At 76.6% G+C, this 16,645-nt stretch carries 8 protein-coding genes and 2 pseudogenes; 2 read left to right on the forward strand and 8 right to left on the reverse strand.

Annotation, left to right across the window (positions count from 1 at the left end; all coding sequences use genetic code 11):
* The 6 genes and pseudogenes from LQ51_RS09270 to LQ51_RS09295 all read right to left on the reverse strand — a co-directional run.
* Window positions 1-378: pseudogene (locus LQ51_RS09270) on the reverse strand (hypothetical protein); the annotation flags it as partial.
* 73 nt (window positions 379-451) lie between these two features.
* Window positions 452-1,249, reverse strand: a complete 798-nt coding sequence (locus LQ51_RS09275; RefSeq protein ID WP_046564304.1) for an eCIS core domain-containing protein — start codon at window positions 1,247-1,249, stop codon at window positions 452-454.
* Between the two features lie 110 nt (window positions 1,250-1,359).
* Window positions 1,360-3,381 carry an AAA family ATPase gene (locus tag LQ51_RS09280; RefSeq protein WP_052744791.1) on the reverse strand — a complete coding sequence of 674 codons (2,022 nt, stop codon included), beginning with the start codon at window positions 3,379-3,381 and terminating at the stop codon, window positions 1,360-1,362.
* A 2-nt stretch (window positions 3,382-3,383) separates the two neighbouring features.
* On the reverse strand, window positions 3,384-4,010 hold the full coding sequence (locus tag LQ51_RS09285; RefSeq protein ID WP_046564305.1) for a Pvc16 family protein: 627 nt from the start codon (window positions 4,008-4,010) through the stop codon (window positions 3,384-3,386).
* 3 nt (window positions 4,011-4,013) lie between these two features.
* A complete protein-coding gene (locus LQ51_RS09290; RefSeq protein WP_046564306.1) occupies window positions 4,014-7,721 on the reverse strand; it encodes a VWA domain-containing protein in 3,708 nt (1,235 codons plus the stop codon).
* Between the two features lie 115 nt (window positions 7,722-7,836).
* Window positions 7,837-8,460: a response regulator transcription factor gene (locus tag LQ51_RS09295; protein WP_046564307.1), complete on the reverse strand. Its 624-nt coding sequence runs from the start codon at window positions 8,458-8,460 to the stop codon at window positions 7,837-7,839.
* Window positions 8,461-8,619: 159 nt separating this feature from the next.
* On the opposite strand from LQ51_RS09295, the gene LQ51_RS09300 reads away from it, so the two are divergent.
* A complete protein-coding gene (locus tag LQ51_RS09300) occupies window positions 8,620-9,954 on the forward strand; it encodes a COG1470 family protein (RefSeq protein WP_052744792.1) in 1,335 nt (444 codons plus the stop codon).
* Window positions 9,955-10,071: 117 nt separating this feature from the next.
* Window positions 10,072-11,729, forward strand: a pseudogene (locus LQ51_RS09305) (FAD-binding dehydrogenase).
* 224 nt (window positions 11,730-11,953) lie between these two features.
* Here LQ51_RS09305 and LQ51_RS09310 read toward each other — a convergent pair.
* Together LQ51_RS09310 and LQ51_RS09315 are read right to left on the reverse strand one after the other, a co-directional pair.
* The gene (locus LQ51_RS09310) at window positions 11,954-14,698 is read right to left on the reverse strand and encodes a helix-turn-helix transcriptional regulator (protein WP_156313018.1); all 2,745 of its coding nucleotides are present in this window, start codon (window positions 14,696-14,698) and stop codon (window positions 11,954-11,956) included.
* Window positions 14,699-15,047: 349 nt separating this feature from the next.
* Complete coding sequence (locus tag LQ51_RS09315; protein ID WP_052744793.1) at window positions 15,048-15,830, reverse strand: thioesterase II family protein; 783 nt, start codon at window positions 15,828-15,830, stop codon at window positions 15,048-15,050.
* Between the last annotated feature and the right edge of the window lie 815 nt (window positions 15,831-16,645).

Here is a 16,645-nt window from a genome sequence, read left to right on the forward strand (position 1 = left end):
GAGGGCGGCGGCGACGGGCGCGGAGGTAGGGCCGGCGGGGGCGGCGGGCGCGGAGGCAGGGCCGGCGGTGGTCGGTCCGCTCGCCGCGGCGGCCGGGGTGGCGGAGCGCTGCACGGAGCCGGCGGCGCCACGGCCCGCGCCGGAAGCGGGCCGCTTCGCGGCGGGGGTACGCGCGGCGGTGGCGCGCCGCTGGGCGACCAGCGCCGCCACGGCCCGATTACCGGCCCCCGCCTGCAACCGCTGCACGGCCGCGCGGCTCAGTGGTCGCTCGGCCGATTCGCGTACGCCGGTGGCGGCTTCGGCGTCGGCCGCCGCGCGTGGCGGGACGGGCGCCGCGCGGTGCGGGGTCGTGCCCCGCTCCTCGGCCGGTGCCTTCACCTCACACCTCCCGATCGGGGCGGGTCCACCAGTGGCCCAGCGATGCGCCGACGCACAGGTCGCTGGTCGGCCGCTACTGCTCGGCGGTCTCCTCTTCCTCCCCGCCGGCCTCCTGCCGCTGCACGTACGTCTGGGCCGACTCGTCCTCCTCGGACATCTCCTCGGCGCGCTGCACCGGCGGGTGGTCATGCCCGTCGTGCTCGACCGCGCGCTGCACCGCCGGCGCGGCCGTGGCCGGGGCGACCGCTGCCGGGGCGGCCGTGGTCGGGGTGGCTGTGGGCGGGGTGGCCATCAGCCGGTCGGCGGTGGCGACCGCCTCCCGCTCGAAGCGGTCGGACGGGTCGCTGACCTTCACCCCGCCGCCGGTGTCGGTGCCGTCCACCGGGCCGCTGCGCTGCTGCACAACGTGCGTCAGTTCGTGGGCGAGCACGTGCTGCCCGGCCGGTGAGGCCGGGTCGTAGCCGCCGCGCTGGAAGACGATGTTGGAGCCCACCGTGTAGGCCTGCGCGTTGACCGCGCGCGCCGAGTCGTGCGCGGCCTGGTCGGTGTGCACCCGGACGTCGCCGAAGTCCTGCCCGCCGAAGCGGGCCTCCATGTCCGCGCGGACCTCGGGGGCCAGCGGCGTGCCGCCGCCGGAGTGGACCACGTCGTGCACGGGCGAGCGCGGCGCGGACGGCTCCAGCAGCTCACCGACGGCCTGGTTGCCGACGGCCCGTTGCAGGCCGAGCAGGCCGGGTGCGCCGAGCACATCGGGGCGACCGGCGGTCGCGGCGGCGTACATCAGGGACTCGCCGTCCCGCTCGGGGCCGGTCGGACGGTCACCGGCCGGGCGTACCGCCCCCTCGGCGTCGAACTCACGATGTCCGCGCATGGTCTACCCCCTCGGCCGGGCCTGCTTCGACCGTGCACCCCGCTCGCCCGGCCGGCCAGCGCCGGCCGACCCGCCACGAGGGCAACGCCGGCTGCCCGAAAGGGCACGGCTCAGCCCACGGCGAGCGGGAGCCACCGGCCGAACTCGCTCTCCAGGGTCAGCCGGCCGAGCTTGCGGTACTCCCGCCCGACCGCGCCGATCAGCTCCGCCATCCCGACCGGCCGCCCGGCCCCGGCGGCCAGATAACCGGCGGTCACCGCCGCCGACCGGATGTGCCCCCCGGCCAGCTCGAACGCGCCGGCCAGGAAGTCCAGGTCCACGTCCGGGGCGCGCGGTGCCCGCTCGCCCAGGCAGCGGTCCCAGAGCGCCCGCCGGGCCGCCTCGTCGGGCACCGGGAAGTCCACCACCACGTCCAGCCGGCGGGTGAACGCCTCGTCGAGGTTGGCCCGCAGGTTGGTGGCGAGCACCGCCAACCCGTCGAAGGTCTCCATCCGTTGCAGCAGGTACGCGCTCTCGATGTTGGCGTACCGGTCGTGCGCGTCGCGCACCTCCGAGCGCTTGCCGAAGATCGCGTCGGCCTCGTCGAAGAGCAGCACGCCGTTCACCCCGGCCGCCTCGGCGAAGATCCGCTCCAGGTTCTTCTCGGTCTCCCCGACGTACTTGTCCACCACGGTGGCCAGGTTCACCGTGTACAGGTCCAGCCCCAGACTGGCGGCCACCACCTCGGCCGACATGGTCTTGCCGGTGCCGGAGTCCCCGGCGAACAGCGCGGTCACCCCGTGGCCGCGCCCGCCGCCGGGGCGCATCCGCCACTCGCGCAGCACCCGGTCCCGGTGCCGGGCCCGCCCCGCCAGCTCGCGCAGCAGCGACAGCGTCGCGGCCGGCAGCACCAGGTCCGCCCAGCCGACCTCCGGGACGATCCGCCGGGCCAGCCGTTCCAGGCCGGCCGCGTTCTGGGTACGCGCCCCGGCGCGCAGGTGCGCCTCGCCGACCCGCTCGCCGGCGGCCGTGGCGAGCTGCACCGCCACCGTGGCGGCCCGCCGGATCGCCGGGGCGCCCAGCACGAACTGCGCGGTGGCGCCGGCCGGGTCCAGCCCGTCGGCCAGTCCGTCGGGCAGGGCGGCCCGCCACACCGCGGCCCGCTCGTCGGCGGTCAACGGGGCCACCTCCACCTGCAACGGGGCCAGCGCCGTCCAGGCCGGGTCCCACGGCTGCGTCCCGTACGCCAGCACCGGCGCGCCGGCCGCGGTCAGCCGGGACCAGACCGGCCACGGCTCGTCACCCTGCACCGGCCCCACCACCAGGCCCGCCCCGGTGAGCACGGCCTCCCGGACCAGGGCGGTGGCCAGCTCCGCCGGATGCGGGTCGGCGGCCAGCCGGGGCAGGTCCACGACGATCGCCCGGTGGCCGGCACCGTCGAGGGCGGCCACCGCCAGCGCGGTCGCGCTGCCGCCCGGCCGCTCCCGCAGGTACGCCAGGCGGGCCCCGGCCCGGTCCAGCGCCCGCCCGAGCGGCACCGCGCCGGGCGGGGGTGGCCCGACCGGGGCGGCCGGCTCGGCCAGGCCGACCAGCAGCGGCTCGGGGGCGTCCACGCCGAGCAGCCAGCCGCCCACCCGGTCCGGCACCCACAGCCCACGGCTGAGCACCGGCCGGTCGGGGGAGTCCACCCGCAGCAGGGCCAGGTCCACCAGCGGCGCGCCGGCGGCGAGCCGGAGCCGGGCCGGCGTGGCCGACTCCGGCAGCCCGCACAGCCGCAGCGCCAGCCCGACCGAGGGGCGGCGGCGGGTCACGTCGTCGTTCAGGTAGCCGTAGAACTGCTCGAACCGGCTGTCCACGTCGGGCGCGAGCGCCACCAGCAGCAGCGCCTCGTCCAGCGGGGTGAGCCCGGCCGCGGCGGCCAACGCGGCGAGCCGGTCGTTGCCCGGCGCCGCCGTCCGGTCACCGGCCGGCCACGGGTCGAACGGGTCGCGGGCCGCGGCCAGCGCCGCGTCGACCGCCTCGTCGGAGAGGTAGAGGCCACGGAACGGGTCGTCCGGCTGCGGATCACTCTCCCGGCGGCGGGCCACCGCGGCGCGTACCGCCCGCTCCAGGTGCTGGAGCCGGCGCAGCAGCGCCGCCGCGTGGCCGGCCACGGTCAGCCGCCGGCGCGGGCCGGGCGGTGCCGCACCCGGTCGCCGCTGCCGTCTGTGGTGCGGTCCGCGACGTCGGCGACCACGCCCTCGCGGGCCGGTGGACCGACCGGCACCTCCCGGCCGCTGTCCACGGGCGTGCTGACCACCAGGTCCAGGGACGGTTTCAGCTCGCCGCCCAGCGCCGTCCAGACGTCGGCGAAGGCGCGGTCCTCCGGTGGCGGCAACGCGACCGTCATCGGCACCGGCATCCCGGTCGTGGCCACCGAGCCGGTCAGCACGGTCGGCGGCACGGCGTCGAAGCGCAGGAAGCACAGCAGCAGCGCGGAGAGCAGCCGGTGCTCGTCCTCCGGTCGCTGGGTCCAGGCGGTGACCAGGTAGGAGAGTTTGATGTACCGGGGCGGGGCGATCCGGCGGACCACCTGGCCACGCTCGTCGTACTCGTTGATCAGGCCGCGCGAGCGGCGGCGCAGGTCCTCGCGGATGTCGTAGAGGTAGAGGTTCACGGTGGGCGCGTTGCGCCGGGCCGCCCACTCCTTCGTCGGCGCCTCCAGCACGATGTCCACGCTGGAGCTGGGCAGCGCCTCCTCGCGGACCAGCCGGCGCAGCGCGTCGTCGATCTCGTGGATCACCGGTCACCCCCGGCCGCTGAAGACCGGCGGGCCGAGGTCGCGCGGCACCACCAGGAAGGGCTCGGGTGCGCGTACCGGGGCGAAGGGCCGGCCCGCGACCCGGTTGGCGGTCAGGTCCCGCGGGCCGAGGGTGTCCTTGCGCAACACCAGCACCGGGGTGCGGAAGCTGCCGTCCGCGCCGACGGTCACCGTGTCCGGGGTGGTGGTGATGCCCGGGGTCCAGCTCAGCCGCACCCGTGCGCCGGGCGGGAAGTCTGCGCCGAGCGCGGTGGTGACGAAGCCGGGCGGGCCGATCGCCGGGTCGAGCCGGACCCGGGGCGCCAGCACCCGCACCGGCGCCTGCGCGATCCGGCTGGCCGGCACCTGCCGGACGGTGGCGGTGAGCCGCCCGGTGACCGTGGCGGTGACCGCCGCCCGGGCCGGCAGCACCACGGTGACCACCTGCTGGGCACCGGGACCGAGCGTGCCGAGCCGGCAGAGCCGGAGGCCGGCGTCGCACCGCGGGTCGGCGGTGGTCAGGGGCAGCAGCGGGGCCGGCGCGGCGACGTCCAGCCAGACGTTGTCGGCCGGCAGCCGGGTCGCGTTGCGCACCGTGAAGGTGACCGGCAGCGGATCGCCGCCGAGGTAGCCGGGCAGGCCGCCGACGGAGACGGCGAGGCTCAGCTCGGGCACCGGCAGCCGCTGGAAGGCCGGTTGGCTGCCCACCGTGCGGATCACCGGGGTGGCCGGGCCGCCGCGCCCGGGCAGCACCACGATGTCGGTCGGCTCGGCGGCCCGCAGCCCGGGCGACTCGGGGCGGCTCAGCGCCACGGCGATCCGCCGTCCGTCCGGTGACCACGCCGGGTCCGCCACCATACGGCCGGCCCGGTCCGCGGCGGCGAGCGGATGCCGGGCGCCGGCGCCCTCCGGCGTCACCACACACAGGTCGAAGGCGCTGTCGGCGAAGGCGAGCGCGGTGCCGTCGGGTGACCAGGCCGGAGCCCGGTCCGCCGAGCGGCTCGGGCAGGCCGGACCCACCCGCGCGCTGAGGTCACGCTGGTCGGTGACGGTCAGCGTGCCGCCGGGACCGGCGTCGAGGCCGGCCAGCCAGATCCGGCTGCCCTGGGTCGCCGGATCGGCGACCACGACCAGCGCCGTGTCGGACCCGGTCCGGCCGGCGCCGTCGGTCGCCGTGCAGGTCACCACGGTCTGCCCGATCGGGAACAGGGAGCCGGAGGCCGGCACGCAGCGCACCGGCAACGGCCGGCCGGTGGCGTCCACCGCCGAGGCCTGGTAGCTCACCCGGGCGCCGTCCGGCCCGGCCGGCGCCACCCGTACGTCGTCGACGCGGACCAGGGGCAGCCCGGGCGGGACGACCCGGACGATCAGCTCCTGCACCGCGTCCGCGCCGGCCTCCGGCGGTTCGAGGTCGAAGCGCACGGTGCAGCGCAGCACGGTGCCGGGGACCGCGCCCGGTGCCAGCGTGACGGTCTCCCGGAAGACCGCCGGCTGCCCGGCGGCGACCCGCGCCGGATCCGGGTCGAACCGGACGGAGAGCCCGTCCGCGCAGGTGGCGGCCGGCCGTACGGTGACGGTGAGCTCGCGGATGGCGCGCTGCACGGCGTCGATCACCCCGCCCGGGTCGCTGTCGTCGGTGAGCCGGCCCCCGGTGGCCGCGGTGATCCGCCCGGCCGCCCCGTCGTAGTTCAGGCCGCGCTCGAAGTCGGCCCCGACGATCGGTACGCCGATCAGCGCGATGCCGGCGGCCTGCAACTCCCGGGTCAGGTCGGCCTCGGCGATGCTGCCCTCCTCGGGCGGCGGCACGGTCTTGTCCACGCTGTCGGTGTCGCTGATCAGGACCACCACCCGGCTGCTGTCCGGGCGGAAGCCGATCCGGTCGTTGCGGGCCAACTGCCGCAGCGCGTAGAACCAGTTTTCCGTGCCGTACGGGCTCTGCGCGGTGAGGCCGTCGACGGCCCGGCGCACGGCCGCGTCGTCGGCGGTCACCGGTTGGCGGGGGAAGTACATCAGCGGGTCGTGGCCGCCCTCGCCGTCGACCCCACTGAACGTGGCGAGCCCGAACCGGGCCTCCGGCTGGCTGCTCCGGACGTTCTTGATCACCTCGGGCAGCCGGGCCCGGAGCTGCTGGATGACGCTCGCGCCACCCTCGCCGGGCTGGGCCATCGAGGCGGTGTCGTCGACCAGGAAGACGATGTCCGGCCGGGGCGGGATCTCCGGGGTACGCACCGACTGGGTCACCGTGAAGGTGCTCCCGGGCAGGGCCGGCCGGTCCACGACAGGGGTCTCCAGGTCGCTGTCGCGCGTCGTGGCGTACCGGGCGAAGGCCAGCCGCCGGCCGTCCGGCGACCAGGCCGGCTCGGCGTCGCTGCCGCGCAGGTAGGCGGGCATCGGCACCTCGGCGAGCAGCCGCGCGTCGGCGACCGCGACCACCAGGATCCGGGACGGCTCGTCGCTGTCGGCGGGCTGGCGGCTGAAGGCGATCGCGTCGCCCGCCGGCGACCAGGTCGGATCGGTGTCGCGGTCACCGTCGGCGGTGCCCGGCGGGGCGAGCACCTGCGGGTCCGCGCCGGTGGCATCGGCCAGCACGACCCGGGCACCACCGTCGGCCTGCTCGGCGCTGTAGGCCAGCCGGGTGCCGTCCGGGCTGAACGCCGGCCCGGTCTCGTTCCGCCCCGGCCGCGCGGTGTGGTCCCGGCGGTCGCCGCCGGTGGCGTCGGCGCTCCACACGTCGGTGCTGTCGGCCTCGTCGGTGCCGGTCCAGAGCAGGTCGGCGCCGCGCCAGGCCGGGTCGTGCTGCGGCAGCGGTCCGGTGGCGACCGGGGTGACCCGGCCGTCCCGGAGCAGGTACACGTCGCCGGCCGGGTCGTCGCGGGTGGTGGTGAAGGCGAGCCGGGCGCCGTCGCCGGACCAGGCCGGCTCGGCGGCGTCGCCGGGGCCGGGCACCAGCCGGGTCACCGGCCCGCCGGTAGGTGCCACCGTGGCCACGGTACGGACGTCGGGGGCGCCGGCCGGGGCGAACCGGGTGGTGCTGAGGGCGATCCGCCGGCCGTCCGGTGACCAGGCCGGTTGCCCGTCCGCGGCCGGCCCGTCGGTGATCGGGACCGGGGTGCCGCCGGTGGCCGGCACCACCCAGATGTCGCCGGCGAGGTCGGCGCGGGTGCTGGCGAACGCGATCCGGCCGCCGTCGGGAGACCAGGTCGGCCAGCTGTCCTCGGCCGGGTGGTCGGTGAGCCGGCGCAGCCCGGTGCCGTCGACACCGATCACCCAGATGTCGGCGTTGCCGGCCCGGTCGCTGGTGAAGGCGACCCGTCGGCCGTCGGGGGAGAGCGCCGGCTGCCCGACCGTGCCCGCCCCGCCGAGCAGCCGGGCCGGCGCCGCACCCGGCCGGCGCAGGTAGAGCGCACCGTTGCGGTCGGCGCTCCCGTCGACCGCCCGCCGGCCCACCCAGACCAGCCGGCCGGCCCGGGCGTCGGCGTCCTGCTCGGCGTCGCCCCGCTCGGCGGCGGTGAGCAGCGGCTGGGCCGGGCCGGTGCCGCCGCCGACCAGCAGGGTCGGGCGTTCGGGGCTGGTGTAGCCCAGGCGGTACCCGGCGTCGACGGCCGGCGGCGGGGCCGGGGCCGGCGGCCCCGGCGGCTCCGGCGCCGCGGCCACGGCCGGCCCGGCCAGCAGACCGAGCACCACGACTACCCAGCGGCGGCTGCCCCAGCGCACGACACCTCCCGTGGTCACACGTGTCGCCACCACCGTGGCGGGCGGGCGGCGGTGTGGTGGTGCCGGTCGGTGCCGGCCTGGGGGCAGCGCGGGCTGCCCGAACGGGCAGCGCGATTCAGATCAGGCCGTTGCGCAGCGCGTACGCCACGGCGTGGCAGCGGTTGCGCAGGTGCAGCCGGTTCGTCACGTCGTGCAGGATGTTCTTGATGGTCCGTTGCGAGTAGGACAGCCGGCTGGCGATCTCGGCGGTGTCGAACCCGTCGGCGACCAGCCGCAACACCTCCACCTCCCGCTCGGCCAGCCCGGAGAAGGTCAGCCCACGCGGCCCCAGCACCTCCCGCTGCAACGCCCCGACCTGCTGCAACAACCGGCCGAGCAGGTCCGGCGGCACGGCGCCCTCGCCGGCCGCGGCGGACCGGATCACCGCGACCAGCCGGTCCGCGCTCGCCTCCGACCGGCGCACGATCCCGGCCACCCCGTGCTCCACCGCGGCGACCAGGCCGGCGTCGTCGGCCTGCGTCACCACCAGCACCAGGGCCGACCGGGACCGGCTGCGCAGCGCGCGCAGGGTGCGCAGGGTCGGCTCGTCGATGCTGTCGCTGACGATCACCGCGACGGCCGCCTGGTCCGCTTCGGACTCGTCGAGCAGCAGCACCTCCGGGCGGGGCCGGAGCTGGCTGACCACGCCGGCGCGGGAGATCACATCGGTGGAGTAGAGGTGGATCGGTAGACGGCGCATCGGCTCCCCCAGCAGCGCTCGGTCGGACGGATGTTGCGCCGAGTATCGCCGCCGGCACCAATCGTGCAGTCAACGTGGACTCAACGGCCCTCGCGGGTTGCCCGAAGGTCTTCCTCTACGCCTGATTGAACCGGGCCGGACGCTCCTAGAGTCGCGGCCATGACCACGGACGCCAACCTGGACGCCGACCTCGTCGAGGTCAGCCCGGGCAGTGCGGCGAGCTGCCGGCTCGACATCCGCAACGCCGGGCCGATCGTGGAGTCGTACGTGATCGAGGTGCTCGGCGAGCCGGCCGGCTGGACCACGGTCGAGCCGTCGACCGTCGCGGTCTACCCCGGTGCCACCGAGTCGGTCGCCGTCCGGTTCCACCCGCCCCGCGCGCCGCAGGTGGTGGCGGGCGAACGTCCGTTCGCCGTGCGGGTGAGCCCGACCGAGACCCCGGACGCGCAGGTCGTCCCGGAGGGCGTCGTGCGGGTCCTGCCCTTCGCCGAGCTCGCGCCGGAGATCCTGCCCCGCACCTCCCGGGGCCGGCGCGGCGGCCGGCACGAGCTCTCCGTGGCCAACCTGGGCAACGTGCCGCTCGGGCTGGCGCTCACCGGCAGCGACCCGGACAACCGGCTCGCCGTCGCGATCCGCCCGGCGCAGGTCACCGTGGCCCCCGGCGAGGCGGCCTTCGTGCAGGTGCGCGCCCGGACCCGCCGGCTGCTCTGGCGCGGGCACCCGGTCACCCTCCCGTTCCAGGTCGGGGTCGCCTCCGACGAGACGCCGCCGGCGACGCTGGACGCCGCGACCGTGCAGGAGCCGGTCCTGCCCCGGGGCCTGCCCCGCGTGCTGGCGGCGTTGCTGGTGCTGGCCCTGCTCGGCGCGGGCCTCTGGTACGCGCTGTTGCGCCCGACCGTGAAGTCGCTGGCCGAGGAGGCCGCCCAGGAGCAGGTCGCCCCGGTGGCACAACAGGCCAGTGCCGCCGACAACCGCGCCCAGCAGGCGGACAGCAAGGCTCAGCAGGCGGTCGACGCGGTGGCCCCGGGGGCCCGCCCGTCGCTGCCCGCGCCGAGCAACCCGGCCCGGCCGCCCTCGCCGAGCCCCAGCGCCCGCGCCGGGGTGCCGGCCATCCCGGACGGCGGTGAGTCGTTCAGCCGGCGACTCGCGGTCACGACCGGCACCGGCAGCTCCCGCACCGACCGCTACACGGTGGCGTCCCGGCGGGTGTTCGTGCTGACCGACATCTTCCTGCAGAACCCGCAGGGCGACGAGGGACGGCTCGATCTCGTGGTGGACGGCACGACCGTGCTGACCGTGGCCCTGAACAACTTCCGCGACCTGGACTACCACATGGTCTCGCCGATCGAGGTGCCCGCGGGCCGGGTGATCAGCCTGCGGGCGACCTGCCGGCGCGCCGGCACGGCCCTGGACGGCGCCGGGGGCGGCGGCGGTCAGTGCCGCGACTTCGCCCTGCTCAACGGCTACACCCGCAGCGCCGCCCCGGCGACCTGACCGGGCCACGGCGGCCGGGCGGGGGACCTCCCCGTCCGGCGCGACCCGACCGTCACGACGGCCGATCCGGCGTACCCCGGCCGGGGGTTTCCCGGCTCCGGTAACTACCGTCGGGGCGTGGACACCGATGTGATCGTGGTCGGGGTGGGCCTCGCCGGCCTGGTCGCCGCCGCCGAGGCCGCCGACGCCGGCCGCCGGGTGCTGCTGCTGGATCAGGAGCCCGAGCAGAACCTCGGCGGCCAGGCGTGGTGGTCGTTCGGTGGGCTCTTCCTGGTCGACTCGCCCGAGCAGCGGCGGATGGGCATCCGGGACTCGGTCGAGCTGGCCTGGCAGGACTGGACCGGCAGCGCCGCGTTCGACCGGCCGGAGGACCACTGGCCGCGCCGGTGGGCCGAGGCGTACGTGCACTTCGCGGCCGAGGAGAAGCGGGCCTGGCTGCGCGCGCAGGGTCTCCGCGTCTTCCCCGTGGTCAGCTGGGCCGAGCGGGGCGGTGGGGCGGCGCACGGGCACGGCAACTCGGTGCCCCGGTTCCACGTGACCTGGGGGACCGGGCCGGGTGTGGTCGAGCCGTTCGCCCGGCGGGTGCGCGCCGCCGTCGAGCAGGGCCGGATCCGGTTGCTCTTCCGGCACCGGGTCGACGAGCTGGTCACCAGCGGCGGCATGGTCACCGGCGTACGGGGCGCGGTGCTCGCGCCCGACGACGCGCCCGCGGCCGGCCCACCTCGCGCACCGTGGTGGGCGACTTCGGGTACGCCGCCCAAGCGGTGATCATCACCTCGGGTGGGATCGGCGGTGACCACGACCTGGTCCGGCGGGCCTGGCCGGCCCGGCTGGGCACCCCGCCCGAGCGGATGGTCACCGGGGTGCCGGCGTACGTCGACGGCCGGATGCTGGCCATCACCGAGGCGGCCGGCGGTCGGGTCATCAATCCCGACCGCATGTGGCACTACACCGAAGGGCTGCGCAACTGGGACCCGGTCTGGCCCGGCCACGGCATCCGGATCCTCCCCGGCCCGTCCTCGCTGTGGCTCGACGCGACCGGCCAGCGGCTGCCGGCACCACTCTTCCCCGGCTTCGACACCCTCGCCACGCTGCGCCACCTGCGGGCCACCGGGCACGACTACAGCTGGTTCCTGCTCACCCAGAAGATCCTGGAGAAGGAGTTCGCGCTCTCGGGCTCCGAACAGAATCCCGACCTGACCAACCGCAGCGTCCGGCAGGTGCTGCAGCGGGTCCGCCCCGGTGCGCCGGGGCCGGTGGAGGCGTTCAAGCGGCACGGTGCCGACTTCGTGGTCGCCGACCGCCTGCCGGAGCTGGTCGACGGGATGAACAAGCTGGCCGCCGGGACGGGTGGTCCGCAGCTCGACGCCGTCGCGCTGCGCCGGCTCGTCGAGGCCCGGGACCGGGAACTCGCCAACCCCTTCGGCAAGGACGCGCAGGTGCAGGCCATCCGCGGCGCCCGGCGCTACCGGGGAGACCGGCTGATCCGGGTGGCCACCCCGCACCGGCTGCTCGACCCGGCGGCCGGGCCGCTGATCGCCGTCCAACTGCACGTGCTCACCCGCAAGACCCTCGGCGGGCTGCACACCGACCTGTCCGGCCGGGTGCTGGGCGCGGACGGTGAGCCACTCGGCGGGGTGTACGCCGCCGGCGAGGTCGCCGGGTTCGGCGGCGGCGGGATGCACGGGTACAACGCGCTGGAGGGCACCTTCCTCGGCGGGTGTCTCTTCTCCGGCCGTACCGCCGGCCGGGCCGCCGCGGCCGACATCGCCTGAGCCCGCGGCGGACCGGCCCCTTGCGCGCCACCAACCGACCGTGACCGGCGGACCATGACCGACCGACCGTGGCCGACCGACCGTGGCCGACCGACCGTGGCCGACCGGCCGTGGCCGACCGACCGTGGCCGGCGGACCGTGGTCGGCCGACCGCGACCGATTGCGACCGACCGACCGCGACCGACCAGGATCGGCGGACCGCCCCGACCGGTCGGCGGTTCCGGTCAGGACGGGCCCGAGGAGGCCGCGCCGAGCCGGTACGGCAGGTCGGCCCGGCGGCGGACCCGCAGCTTGCGGTAGACCCGGGTGAGGTGCTGTTCGACGGTGCTGATGGTGACGGAGAGCTGATCGGCGATCTCCCGGTTGGTGAGGCCCTGGGCGGCCAGGGTGGCGACCCGGCGTTCCGCCTCGCTGAGCGCGGCGACCTGCTCGGCGTCGACCCGCAGCGCGGCGCTGCCACCGTCGTCGTGGGTCCGCCGCCCGGACCCGGGGAAGCCGCCCTGCTCGGCGACCTGGCGCGCCCGGCGGGTGGACATCCGGCCCTGGATGGTGTTGCCGACGGCCTGGTGCGCCGCCGCCTCGTCGTTGAGCGCCCGCACCAGGGCGAGCCGGTCCCCGGCCGCCTCCAGGATGTCCACCGCCTCGCGGAGCAGCGGCAGCCGCTCGGGCAGCGGACTGACGGCCGCCGCGACCAGCAGGGTGAGCCCGCGGCTGCGGCTGCGCCGGTCGCCGACCATCCCCATCTGCTCCTCGGCGAGCCGCGCCGCCTCCGTGGCCCGGCCCAACGCCAGGTAGACCCGGGCCGCCTCGGTACGCCAGGGGACCAGCGCGGGCAGGTCGACCTCCCAGGCGCGCATCAGCTCGCCGCAGGTGTGGAAGTCGACCAGCGCGGCCTCCGGGCGTTGGGTGGCGGCGTAGTAGCGGCCCCGGGCGTGCAGGAAGTGCAGGCCGAACGGGGTCTGGAAGGTTGCCGGTGGGACCGGCTGGTTGACCAGTTGGGCGGCCTCGTCCAGGCGGCCGGTGGAGACCAGGGTCAACACCCGGGTGGCGACCGGACCGCCGATCGCCACCCCCCAACCGTCCCGGCCGACCAGCGTCAGCGCCCGCTCGGACTCGGCGGCGGCGACCCGCAGGTCGCCCTGCCGGCGGGCCGCCTCGCCGTGCAGCGCCGCCAGGATCGCCTGCCAGGTCGGTGGGAGCGCCACGCCCCTTCCGGCGACCAGCCGGGCGGCCCACGGTGCCGCCCGGTCGGCCCGGTCGTCGCAGATCAGCGCGATGAGCGCCGCGGTCAGGTCCACCGGGTTGAGCTGGTCGTGCCGGTGCTCCAGCAGCTGTTCGAGCTGCCGGTGCCGGCCGCTCACCCCGTCGACGGCGGCGAAGAGCAGTTCGGCCGCCCCGCCGTCCGGAGTGGCCTGGGGCAGCGATCCGCAGGCGTCGCCGAGCAGCCGACGCAGCCGCCGCCCGACCGCCGGGTACGCGTACGCGAGCAGGTTGCGGGCCCGCGACAGCAGGCGGGCGGTGCGCGGGTCGTCGGCGGTGAACCGGGCGTGCCGCAGCACCTCCATGGCCTCGTCCACCCGACCGTGCCAGAGCAGCTGTTGGGCGGTGGTCACCCCGGCCTTCGCCCCGAACCCGACCTCCGGGGCCACCGCGACCAGCGCGGCGAGGTGCCGGGCGGCCAGCGACGGGTCGAGCTGCCACTCCACGCTGCTCAGCATCACCTTGAGCGTGGTCCGGTCGACCGCCTCGGTGGCGCCGGTGTGGGCCAGCTCCAGCAGGTCGACCGCGCGGTGCAGCTCGCCGTCCGCCACCGCCTGCCGGGCGGCCCGCCGGAGCACCGGCACCGCCCAGCTCTCCGGTGGTGTGCCGGCGGCGACGAGCTGCCGGGCCACCTCGGCCGGTTCGGCGCCCTCCCGGTGCAGCAGCTCGGCGGCCCGCCGGTGCTGCTCCGGGCCCTCCTCGGCGATGAGGTGACGCAGCACCGCCTCGCGGGCGGCCGGGTGCCGGAAGCGGCCCTCCCGCAGCAGGCCGGACGCGGTGAGCAGGTCCAACGCGGAGCGTGCCGCCGCGGCGTCGACCTCCGCGAGCCAGCCCAGCGTGGTCGGCCGGCTCGCGTCACCCAGCACGGCGAGCGCCCGCGCCACCCGCAGGGTGGTCGGCGTGCCCCGGTAGAGGCAGTCGAGCAGGGCCTCGGTGAAGGCGCCCCCGATGACGACCGATCCGGGCCGGCCGTCGCGGCTGTTGCGGGTGTCCTCCACGAGCGCCTTGACCAGCAGGGGATTGCCTCCGCTCACCGCGTGATGCGCGGTGGCCAGCGCCGCGTCGATCAGCCCGTCGGCGTGCTGGGCCAGCAGCATGGCGACCCCGTCGGCGGAGAGCGGTTCCAGCGGCAACAGCTGCCGGCGGGGCGCGTCGATCAGCGCCGCGTACGCGTCGTCGGCACCGGGGGAGGCGGCCAGGAAGAGCAGGATCGGCGTGTCGGTGATCCGCCGGCCCAGCTCGACCAGGCAGCGCACGGAGGCGAGGTCGGCCTGGTCGACGTCGTCGACGGCGATCACCAGCGGGTTGGTGCGCGCGGCGCGCAGCACCTCGGCGCAGACCCGGTCGACCAGCGACGGGTCGGCCCGGTCCGGCGACCCGGCGACGGTGCCGAGCGCGACGGTGCCGAGCGCGACGGTGCCCAGGGCGATGGTGCCGTCGAGGAAGCGGGCGGCGGAGGCGAGCGCCGGCTCCTCGGCGCCACCGGCGAGCAGTTGCCGGATGACGCCGTAGGGCAACGCGGCCTCGCGCCGTGACCCGGTGGCGAGCAGCAGGGTGGCGCCGGCGTCCCGGGACTCGGCGGCCAACGCGGACAGCAGCGCCGTCTTGCCGGTGGCGGCCGCGCCCACCGCCACCACCTGCCGGCCGTGGCCGGACAGCGTGTCCCGCAGCGCTGTCCGCAGCCGCGACAGCACCGCATCCCGTTCCACCAGCCCCACGGCAGCCCCCCAGGTTGCACTCAGGCGGGGGGAACGGTTCCGCCGACACGGGTGCTCCGCCGCCGAGAGGCGGCCCCCGGAAGGCGTAATTCACCTTCCCAACTGCGGCGCAATTCCGGACGTTATGAAGCGGTCCGCAGGTCGGTGAATGCAACCGAACTGCGGGCGGCAAAACAATTCCTCCCCAGGACGATCATTCTGCCACCGTGCCAGTGGGTGGGCAACCGACGTCGGATTGTTGTCGATGCACGGAATGCGGTCGACAAATGAGCGAGCTGACCTTTCCGTCGACAGCGGACACGTCGCATTTCTCGGTCTTGTGCGTGGTGGCGGCCCGGGATCAGCCCCGCTCGCCGGGTGCGGCGTGCGCGACACCGCGCCGCGCCGTGGCCGCGGCCAGGGACCGGCGCAGCGCCCCCAGCAGCACCGGGGTCGACTCCCGCAGGAAGAAGTGCCCGCCGGGGACCGGCTGCAGCTCGAACCCGCCCGTCGTGTGCCCGGCCCACGGCGCCGCCTCGGCGGGCGTCAGCAACGGATCCCGGTCGCCGACGAACGCCGCGATCGGCGTGGGCAGTGGCGCGTCCGGGACGTGCCGGTAGCTGTGGCACACCCGCAGGTCGTCACGGAGCAGGTCGATCGCGGCGTCCCGCCATTCCGGGTAGTCGAGCAGCATTTCCGACATGCCGCCGATGCGGACCAGCAGCGCGGCGAGATCGTCGGCGGCCATCCCGGGCACGTCGGTCAGCAGCCCGGGCCGCTCCGGCGCCGGATAGGCGCCGACCGCGAGCAGCGTCGGCAGCGCGGCCCTCCGGTCGCGCAGCCGGCGGGCCACGGCGTACGCCAGCAGCGCGCCCATGCTGTGCCCGTAGAAGGCGAACGGCGGGCGGAAGTGCTCCCCGAGCTCCCGCACCAGGTCGTCGACCAGCCCCGACATGTCGGTGGCCCGGGGCTCGGACAGCCGGCCCTCGCGGCCCGGCAACTGCACGGGCAGCACCTCCGCCCGCGGGCCGAGCCCGCGCTGCCAGGTGCCGAACGCGGCCGCCGAGCCGCCGGCGTGGTGGAAGCAGAACAGCCGCAGCCCGTCGGCGGCGGCCGGGGCGCGCAGCAGGTACGGGGTCAGCATGCTCGCTCCGTTCCGCCCCGGGGGCGCGGACGCGCCCCGCCCGAGGCCCACGACGAATCGCGGTCGGTCACCGGACCGCCTCCTTCCCTGTCGATCGGGGTCGACCCGGCGATGGTGGCCCGGCCCGCCAAAGCCGCCCCAAACGCGGCCGCCGGGCGCCGGTCCGGACGGTCGGCGCGAGTACCGCGCTGGGTGTCCGGCCGGCTACTTTCCGGTAGTCAGTGCTGGTTGACGAACCCACAAATTCGCCATAGGCTGACCGCATGGCGGCAATTCGTACGTTCGGCCCTTAGTACGTCGGCCAAACTATGAATTCACGGTCTTCGTCCGCAGTAGGCCCCGAGGCGCGGCAAATGGGGCGGCCTCGCCATCGGGACCACCATCGCGGTGGTGGAATGGTCGGCTGACGGCGCGCTCGCCCGTACGGACCTGGCGAGGAAGGCTCCGACCGCGATTCGCAGTCGGTAGGAATTCCCCGCCCGCTGACCCCGCCGGCCCTCCCGCGCACGCGACGGGAGGTCCTGCACGCCCCGGACCGGCGCGCCGGTCACCATCACCGCCGAGGGCCGGTCGACGCCGCCCGGCCGGCGGGCGGGTGGCCGCGCGGGAACAGGGGAGGACTGGCATGGCCGACATCCGCGCCCGGCGGGACGGACGTAGCGCGTGGGCGGGCCCGCAGCCGGTGTCCGGGCCCCGTGCCGGCCGGCGGCGGGCCCGGGCCGGACGCCACCGGGACTCCGCTCCGGTCCGGCCGAGGACGGTGCCACCGGCCCCGGAAGGGGCGACCGGTGCGGACGGCGGACACCGCCCAGGGC

It is taken from the genome of Micromonospora sp. HK10, assembly GCF_000982955.1.
Taxonomy (GTDB): Bacteria; Actinomycetota; Actinomycetes; order Mycobacteriales; family Micromonosporaceae; genus Micromonospora.

Coding starts and splice junctions, on each gene's coding strand:
- LQ51_RS09315 (WP_052744793.1), bottom strand. CDS start 15,830: ATGCTGACCCCGTACCTGCTGCGCGCCCCGGCCGCCGCCGACGGGCTG.
- LQ51_RS09295 (WP_046564307.1), bottom strand. CDS start 8,460: ATGCGCCGTCTACCGATCCACCTCTACTCCACCGATGTGATCTCCCGC.
- LQ51_RS09275 (WP_046564304.1), bottom strand. CDS start 1,249: ATGCGCGGACATCGTGAGTTCGACGCCGAGGGGGCGGTACGCCCGGCC.
- LQ51_RS09300 (WP_052744792.1), top strand. CDS start 8,620: ATGACCACGGACGCCAACCTGGACGCCGACCTCGTCGAGGTCAGCCCG.